Source organism: Stieleria maiorica (assembly GCF_008035925.1).
GTDB lineage: Bacteria > Planctomycetota > Planctomycetia > Pirellulales > Pirellulaceae > Stieleria > Stieleria maiorica.
Map to the genome: position 1 here is coordinate 403,499 of NZ_CP036264.1, position 6,609 is coordinate 410,107.

At 59.3% G+C, this 6,609-nt stretch carries 4 protein-coding genes; all 4 read right to left on the reverse strand.

Annotated elements, in window-relative coordinates; translation table 11 throughout:
- Nucleotides 1-145 precede the first annotated feature (145 nt).
- The 4 genes from Mal15_RS01295 to Mal15_RS01310 all read right to left on the reverse strand — a co-directional run bounded on the left by Mal15_RS01295 (nucleotide 146) and on the right by Mal15_RS01310 (nucleotide 6,207).
- The gene (locus tag Mal15_RS01295; protein ID WP_147866087.1) at nucleotides 146-523 is read right to left on the reverse strand and encodes a hypothetical protein; all 378 of its coding nucleotides are present in this window, start codon (nucleotides 521-523) and stop codon (nucleotides 146-148) included.
- 218 nt (nucleotides 524-741) lie between these two features.
- A complete protein-coding gene (locus Mal15_RS01300; RefSeq protein ID WP_147866088.1) occupies nucleotides 742-2,241 on the reverse strand; it encodes a sulfatase family protein in 1,500 nt (499 codons plus the stop codon).
- Nucleotides 2,242-2,325: 84 nt separating this feature from the next.
- Nucleotides 2,326-5,640 carry a serine/threonine-protein kinase gene (locus tag Mal15_RS01305; RefSeq protein ID WP_147866089.1) on the reverse strand — a complete coding sequence of 1,105 codons (3,315 nt, stop codon included), beginning with the start codon at nucleotides 5,638-5,640 and terminating at the stop codon, nucleotides 2,326-2,328.
- Nucleotides 5,641-5,643: 3 nt separating this feature from the next.
- Nucleotides 5,644-6,207 carry an ECF-type sigma factor gene (locus tag Mal15_RS01310; RefSeq protein ID WP_147866090.1) on the reverse strand — a complete coding sequence of 188 codons (564 nt, stop codon included), beginning with the start codon at nucleotides 6,205-6,207 and terminating at the stop codon, nucleotides 5,644-5,646.
- Nucleotides 6,208-6,609: the final 402 nt, after the last annotated feature.

Sequence of the window (6,609 nt, forward strand, 5' to 3'; positions counted from 1 at the left end):
TATGACAACACCGACACAAATAGGTTCGCCATCTTCAGCCACCATGCCACGGTCAGCGTCGCGGCGACTCGTCTCTTTGCGAGACGACTTTTCGGCCAATTGGCTGACGACCACGTGAAGTCAAATCCTTACTGGTTTCTGACCGCTACTCTGTCTCTTCGTCGATTGCAATCAGTTTAATGTTGGGAACCAAAAGATAGACTTCGTTGGCTATGCTTCCCCACCTTGCAAGTCGCTCCGCATCGGTCTGAATTCGTGCGCCATTCGCGACGGTGATCGCACCCCGTTTTGTTGTTCCGTTAGGGGTGATCATTCCGAATTGTGAAGCCTCGTATTTGACCGCGAGTTTGCCGTCACCGACGTAAACGCGCCGCACACGCATCGAGATTGGGCCGCTGGAAATCGTCAGCATCATGCCGCGCAGCGTTTCGTCGTGCCGGAAGTGAATATCACCGACCGGAAAATCGATCTCGACAACGGCAGGCAAGCGTTCTTGTGCGCCGCTTGAAGCAGGGTGGACCACGTACAACCCAGAAAACGCGAGAGCGACGATCCAGCGATGGAGAGCTTTCATCATAAGACCGTTGGTGTAGAGGTGTTGTGCGTTTGCTCGGATAACAGCCTGCGGTCGATCGCGTCGGCGCGATTGACCGAAACTCCAACATGATCTCGACTCGCCGGCTGCGGTTCACCTCTTAAGAACAATTTCGTGTTACCCACCAACGCGTCCATTCAGTTGATTCATTTCTTGGATCCAGCCGGCTTTTTCTTTCGTGGTTTGGAGGGATCTGGAACCGGCGGCGTTGTCGGCCGACGTTCCAGTGGATCGAAGAAACGCATGTTCTTTCCGACGCGATCGTAATCACCCAGATCCTCGCGCATGTCTTCGGCCAGGGCGAGCAATCGCCGGACCACTCGGGGATTCGCGTGCGCGACGTCGGTCGTTTCACCGAGGTCGTTTTCCAGGTCGACAAGGAACGGTTTTTCAAATCCGATTCGATCGGCCGGCGCGATGTGAACATTGCGGCTGAAGGGAGCCGCCCCGACCGGTTCTTCCAGACGTGGCAAATGCAGTTTCCACTTTCCCTGACGCACCGCTTGGAGATGGACGCGCAAATAATAGAAGTAGGCTTTCTCCGGATCCGCCTGATCAAACTCGCCGTGAAAAAGATGTCGAATGTCTTCGCCGTCGATGACACGGTTCGATGGGACTTCCGCACCAGCCAGCGCGGCGAAGGTCGGCAACAGGTCCATGGTCGTGGCGATCCGATCACAGGTCGTTCCGGCGGGGACGCGCCCGGGACCCCACAAGATCGCAGGCACCCGCACGCCGCCTTCAAATGTCGACACCTTGCCGCTTCGCAGCGGCCCGGCCGAACCGCCATGATCGCCGCCCAGGTGCCCGTCCGCAAATCCTGTGTTCTTGTTCAACCAAGGTCCGTTGTCGCTGGTGAACAGCACATAGGTATTGTCGGCCAAGCCTAATTCGTCGATCGAATCCAGCAGTCGGCCGACGTTGAAATCGATTTCTTCGATCACGTCGCCATAGAGCCCTCGCGGGCTTTTCCCCTTGAACGGCCCGGACGCGTCCAGACGCGTGTGCGGCATCGTGTGTGGCAGATAAACAAAAAACGGCTGCTTTCGGTTCTTTCTGATAAACGCGATGGCTTCATCGGTATAACGCCGCGTCAGAGACGACATGTCGGACGCCGGTTCGATCAGCGTTTCGTTGCGGTACAGATTCACCACACGGTCGTTGCTGGTCGGCGTTCCATAAAAATAGTCAAACCCTTGACGGGTCGGGAAAAGATCGATGAAGAAATCCGTTTGGGAATGTTTCGCCAAGTCCCATTTTCCGAAGCATGCGGTGGCATAGTCTTTCGTCTTCAGCACTTCGGCGATCGTGATTTCATCCTCGTGCAAGATCGGATGCACCTGTTTGGTGTGCCCTCGCTCTGCGACTCGCATCGGATAACAACCGGTCATCAATGCCGCACGCGACGGCCCGCAAATCGGCTGTGCATAGAAACTGGTGAACTTCATGCCGTCCTCGGCCATCGCATCAAGCCGTGGCGTGCGGATCTCTGGCGATCCGAAACAGCCGACGTCCTGATACCCCTGGTCATCGGTAAAGATGACCACGAAGTTGGGGCTGCCGAGAGCGTCTTCGGCCGATTCCGCGGACGACTGCGTCCCAAAGATGATGGCGGTAACGGCGACCAGTGCGAATCGAAACGTCATGGTAGTCATGTCCAAGCTACTGATCCTCTTCATTCTCTCTCGCTGACTCCGGCGGACTGGATGGAAGGGTTGTGCCGGAAGGGCTTACGGATGGGTCTGTCCGGGGATCAACAGCAGGTCGATCCCGCCGTAATCGCTGCCGAATTCTAGCATCACGCGGCGGCTGTCGTCTGCGACTTGCCAGCGGAGCAGTGTGCCGACCGCATGCTTGGGTTCGTAGAGCAACCCGAGTTGTTGACGCGTCGGCAGATGCCAAACGTAGACGCGACCGTCGCGGCGGCCTTCCAGAAGAGTGGTCCCGTCGTCGCTGAAATGCAGCCGTGCGATTCCATGAAATTGGGGCTTCTCGATCAGCACGTCCGCACTTCGGCGATCGATCACCTGCAGCAGATTATCGGCGATCATCCCCAATCGCCGGGCGTCGGAGTCCAGGCAGAGGAAGGAGACGCTGACGTCGTTGGCGAGCTCGGTTTGTTGCCCCGATCGCACATCAATCGCCAGGATCCGACGTCCGACGGCGTCGTCCACGATCAACGTTTGTCCGCCATCGCAAAGCAGTGGCGGCGCGTCGTGCTGGATCTCGAACTGGTTGACCAATTCGTGTGAGCTCCATCGGTCGGTCGATTTCCAGACGCACAACGTCGTCGCGGATCCCGCCACCACGGTGTCACCTTCGGCAGAGAGAGTGACGTCGCGGTGTTCGGCCAGCGGTGAGATGATTTCGGCGATCGATCGTTGGTCGCTGGTCTGGACGATCGAAATGGTTTGTCTGTAAGCGACCGCAAACATTCCATCGACGATCGTCGGAGAAAAGATCGCGGAACGACTGGCAAGCGGCGGCTGCTTCGTCCGGTGGACGTGATAGACGTGTCCGGTTTCCGGGATCAAATAGGTTGCCAGCACCGAATCGGGCCGCCTGCGCATCTCGGACGAACGCAGATCATGTTGATGCCAGCGGTGAAGGTTGCCGTCCTGGCCGCCGGAGACGAACAAGGTATCGCCCGGCAGGGACGCCAGCGGCAAACGCACATCGAATGCCGGCCGATGGGCGAGGAACTGTGCGAAGACGCGGCCGGTCACCGAGGCTCCTCCGTCGGACGGAGAAAGCTGAATCACCTGAATCTGACCGTCGGAGAAACTCATCCGCAGCCACATGCCGTTGCCGGAAGCGCAGAGGGAGCGCGGATATGAGGTGTCCAGCGGCAATTGACCGATCAGTTTTCCGGTTTCGAAATCGAGGATGATCAAGGATTCTTTGAATCGCTCGCCGGCGACCAGCCAGCGGTCGTCTTTCCCGGCAAAGCAAAGTGTTCGCACATTGCTTAGCGGCAGCGGATTGATGCTGCGGATTTTTTTGCCCGACGACATCTCGTAGACAGAGATATCCGCTCGTGTCGGAATGATCAATTTGGTGCTGTCGCGCGAAAACAGCAAACTTTCATGGCGATGGTCATTGGCGATGCGAAACGTTTCCTTGCCATCGGCGTCACCGACCCAGACCTCGCTGTAGCGAGCACCGGCGGCCAAATGCCGACCGTCGGGGGACCAGCGCAGCGTTTCGACGCCGGTTTCCAGCGGCGGCAATCGACGAATCAGCGTGCCGTCGTCCAGGTTCCAAAAACAGATCGTTCCCAGCTTGCTGCCGGTGACCGCGGTGTGGCCGTCGGGCGAGATTGCGACGGCGTGAGCGGGTTCGTTGTGGGTCCCGATCAATCGCCCGCTCGCATCGGGTGCATTCAAATCCCAAAGCTTGACATCGCCGCGTTCGTCGACACTCAATGCCCGCTTCCCGTCGCGTGTCACCGCCACCCCATTGACAGCGGAGGAATTGGCAAAGGATCCCGCGGTCGGGCGCGTCGCGACGTTCATCAGCAGTCGCGTCAGTTCGGGCGGCCGGGAGACTCCCTCGATCGGCACGGGTTCGGATTGGAGGTCGGTGGCCAATTCGTGCAGTCGCACCAGATTGCCGTCCTGCAGCGTCGTCAGGGCGCGTTGCAGTTTGAGTGCCTGGAGCAACTCGACCGCATGACGTTCGCGTTGCTCGCTCTCGCGTCGCGCCGCATCCACCGCCGCCATCTGCCAGAGCGAGACGCCAGAGATGACGACCAGCGTGACCATCACCAATGCCAACATGCTGAGTTCGATGCGGTACTGGCGTGCGGTTTTACCGAACCGGTACGCCCAGGACGGCGGGCACGCCTCCACCGGTTCGCCGCCCAGATAGCGCTGCAAGTCGGCGGCAAACGCGCTGGCCGATGGGTACCGCCGGTCACGTTCCCGGTCGATGGCCTTCATCACGATCCAATCGAGCTCGCGCTTGAGCAGCTTGGTTTGAAATCCCGCGCCGGGAACGCGCTGGCTGGGGCGTTCAGGTTCTCGTCGCACCAGCAGGCTGTAGAACTGGTCGACACCGATCCGCTTGAGCGTGTCGCGATCGATGGGCGTCGCGTCGGTCAAAAGTTCGTACAGCACCACTCCGATCGAATAAACGTCGACGCGTGTGTCGACATCGTAATTGGTCCGTTTCGCCTGTTCGGGCGCCATGTACAGCGGGGTCCCGATCAGCTGGGAGCCGTGAGTGACCAGCGTTAGTCCGCCCAGATCGCCATGGAGTGCCTTGGAGACGCCGAAATCGATCACTTTGATGACCGGTTTGTCGTCCTGGTTCATGACCAGGACATTGGTGGGTTTCAGGTCGCGGTGGATCACCCCTCGCTGATGGGCGTGATGGACTGCCATGCAAAGGTCGGCGCACAGTTCCAGCCGCTGGCGCAGATTTAAATGGTGCTGTTTGCAATAATCGGTGATGGGGATGCCGCGAACCAGTTCCATCACAAAGTACGGGCGACCTCGCTCGGTCGTGCCGCTTTCAAAGACCTTGGCGATGTTGGTGTGATCCATCATCGCCAGGGCCTGACGCTCGCCGCGGAATCGCGCGATCACCTCCTCGGAATCCATCCCCGGCTTGATCACCTTGATCGCGACCTCACGGCGGACGGGCACGAGCTGCTCGGCCAAGTAAACCGTTCCCATCCCACCCTCGCCGATCACCCGAACGAGATGGTACGAGGGGATCGAGGGCGGGGCGAAGCGGCTGGAGTCTTCATAAACGGTGGGGGTGTCCGACGTCGATGACTGGTTCGTCGCGGCACGCGTCGCACGATCAAGGAACTCCGTTTGCTGCACTTTCGCGCCGACGCTCGCGGATGCCACGGCGCGACGCAACAGATGGTTCGGCTGTTCACGCCGCGCTAACAGCAAACGCTCGACCCGCTCCCGCAATGCCGTGTCGTCGCCGCATTGCTCGGCGAGAAACGAACGTTGCAACGCTTCGTCTTCGATCGAGATTGCTTGCTCGAAAAGACGGCGGGCCGGCGGGGGAACGGGTTGCTGGTTCATCGATCAATCGCCCTCCAGCTCGACGGCGAACCAGGCGAGGGCGTACTCCCAGTGCTGGTAGGCGACGCTGCGGGAGATCCCCATCACGCCGGCGGCCTCGGTGACCGACAGCCCGGCGTAAAGCCGGAGCCGAACGAGTTCGGCGATCACCGCGTCTTCGGCTTCCAGCTTGGTGAGCGTTTCATCGAGTTCGAGCAGTTGGTCGGCCGAAAGATCGCAAACACTTTGCTCTTCGTAGTCTTCGAGCGCGATCCGGTTCCAATCGCCGCCGCGTTTCAGACTCGCTTTTCGGCGGGCATGTTCGATCAAGATGCGACGCATCGCCTGAGCCGCGGCGGCAAAAAAATGTGACCGTGACTGCCAACAGCTCTCATTTTGAGACCCCACCAGTCGCAGATACGCGTCGTGGACCAGCGCGGTCGACTGCAACGTGTGGTCGGACCGCTCACGACGCATCCGTTGAGCGGCCAACCGGCGAAGTTCGTCGTAGACCAGCGGAAGCAATTCCTGTGTCGCACGGCCGTCACCGGCGTCGATTCGGCCGAGAATCTTCGTGACGTCAGACATGCTGTAGCTATTCACACGCGTGCCGTGGAAGACACACGATTCCGTTTCGTACAGGGAGCGGTGGTTGGTGTTTTCCTTAAAGCGTTGCGGTCATTGTAACACAGCGTCCATTTGATTCAGAGAAAAATCAGACGCTCTTGTTGGGCTCACGGCGCAGTCGGCGCCGTGCGTTGTCAAAGCCGGGTCTCGGGCATCCTGTTTTCCGAAGGATCCGTTGGCACCTGAAAGTTTCTTAAATTTTCTCGGACAATCGGCGCGATGTTCGCGCTAGTACTGATGGAGCGTGCTCGCAACGCGTGGCACGGGTGAAGGATCACAGGACACATCCATTGTAGTGTGTTTTCCGATTCCCCCACGGCGGGTGACCGGAAGTACAATCGGCCTCGGGGCAAAAGGCCAGAC

Excerpts from the sequence above, each read along its gene's own strand:
- Mal15_RS01300 (WP_147866088.1), bottom strand. The coding sequence starts at position 2,241 with ATGACGTTTCGATTCGCACTGGTCGCCGTTACCGCCATCATCTTTGGG.
- Mal15_RS01305 (WP_147866089.1), bottom strand. The coding sequence starts at position 5,640 with ATGAACCAGCAACCCGTTCCCCCGCCGGCCCGCCGTCTTTTCGAGCAA.
- Mal15_RS01310 (WP_147866090.1), bottom strand. The coding sequence starts at position 6,207 with ATGTCTGACGTCACGAAGATTCTCGGCCGAATCGACGCCGGTGACGGC.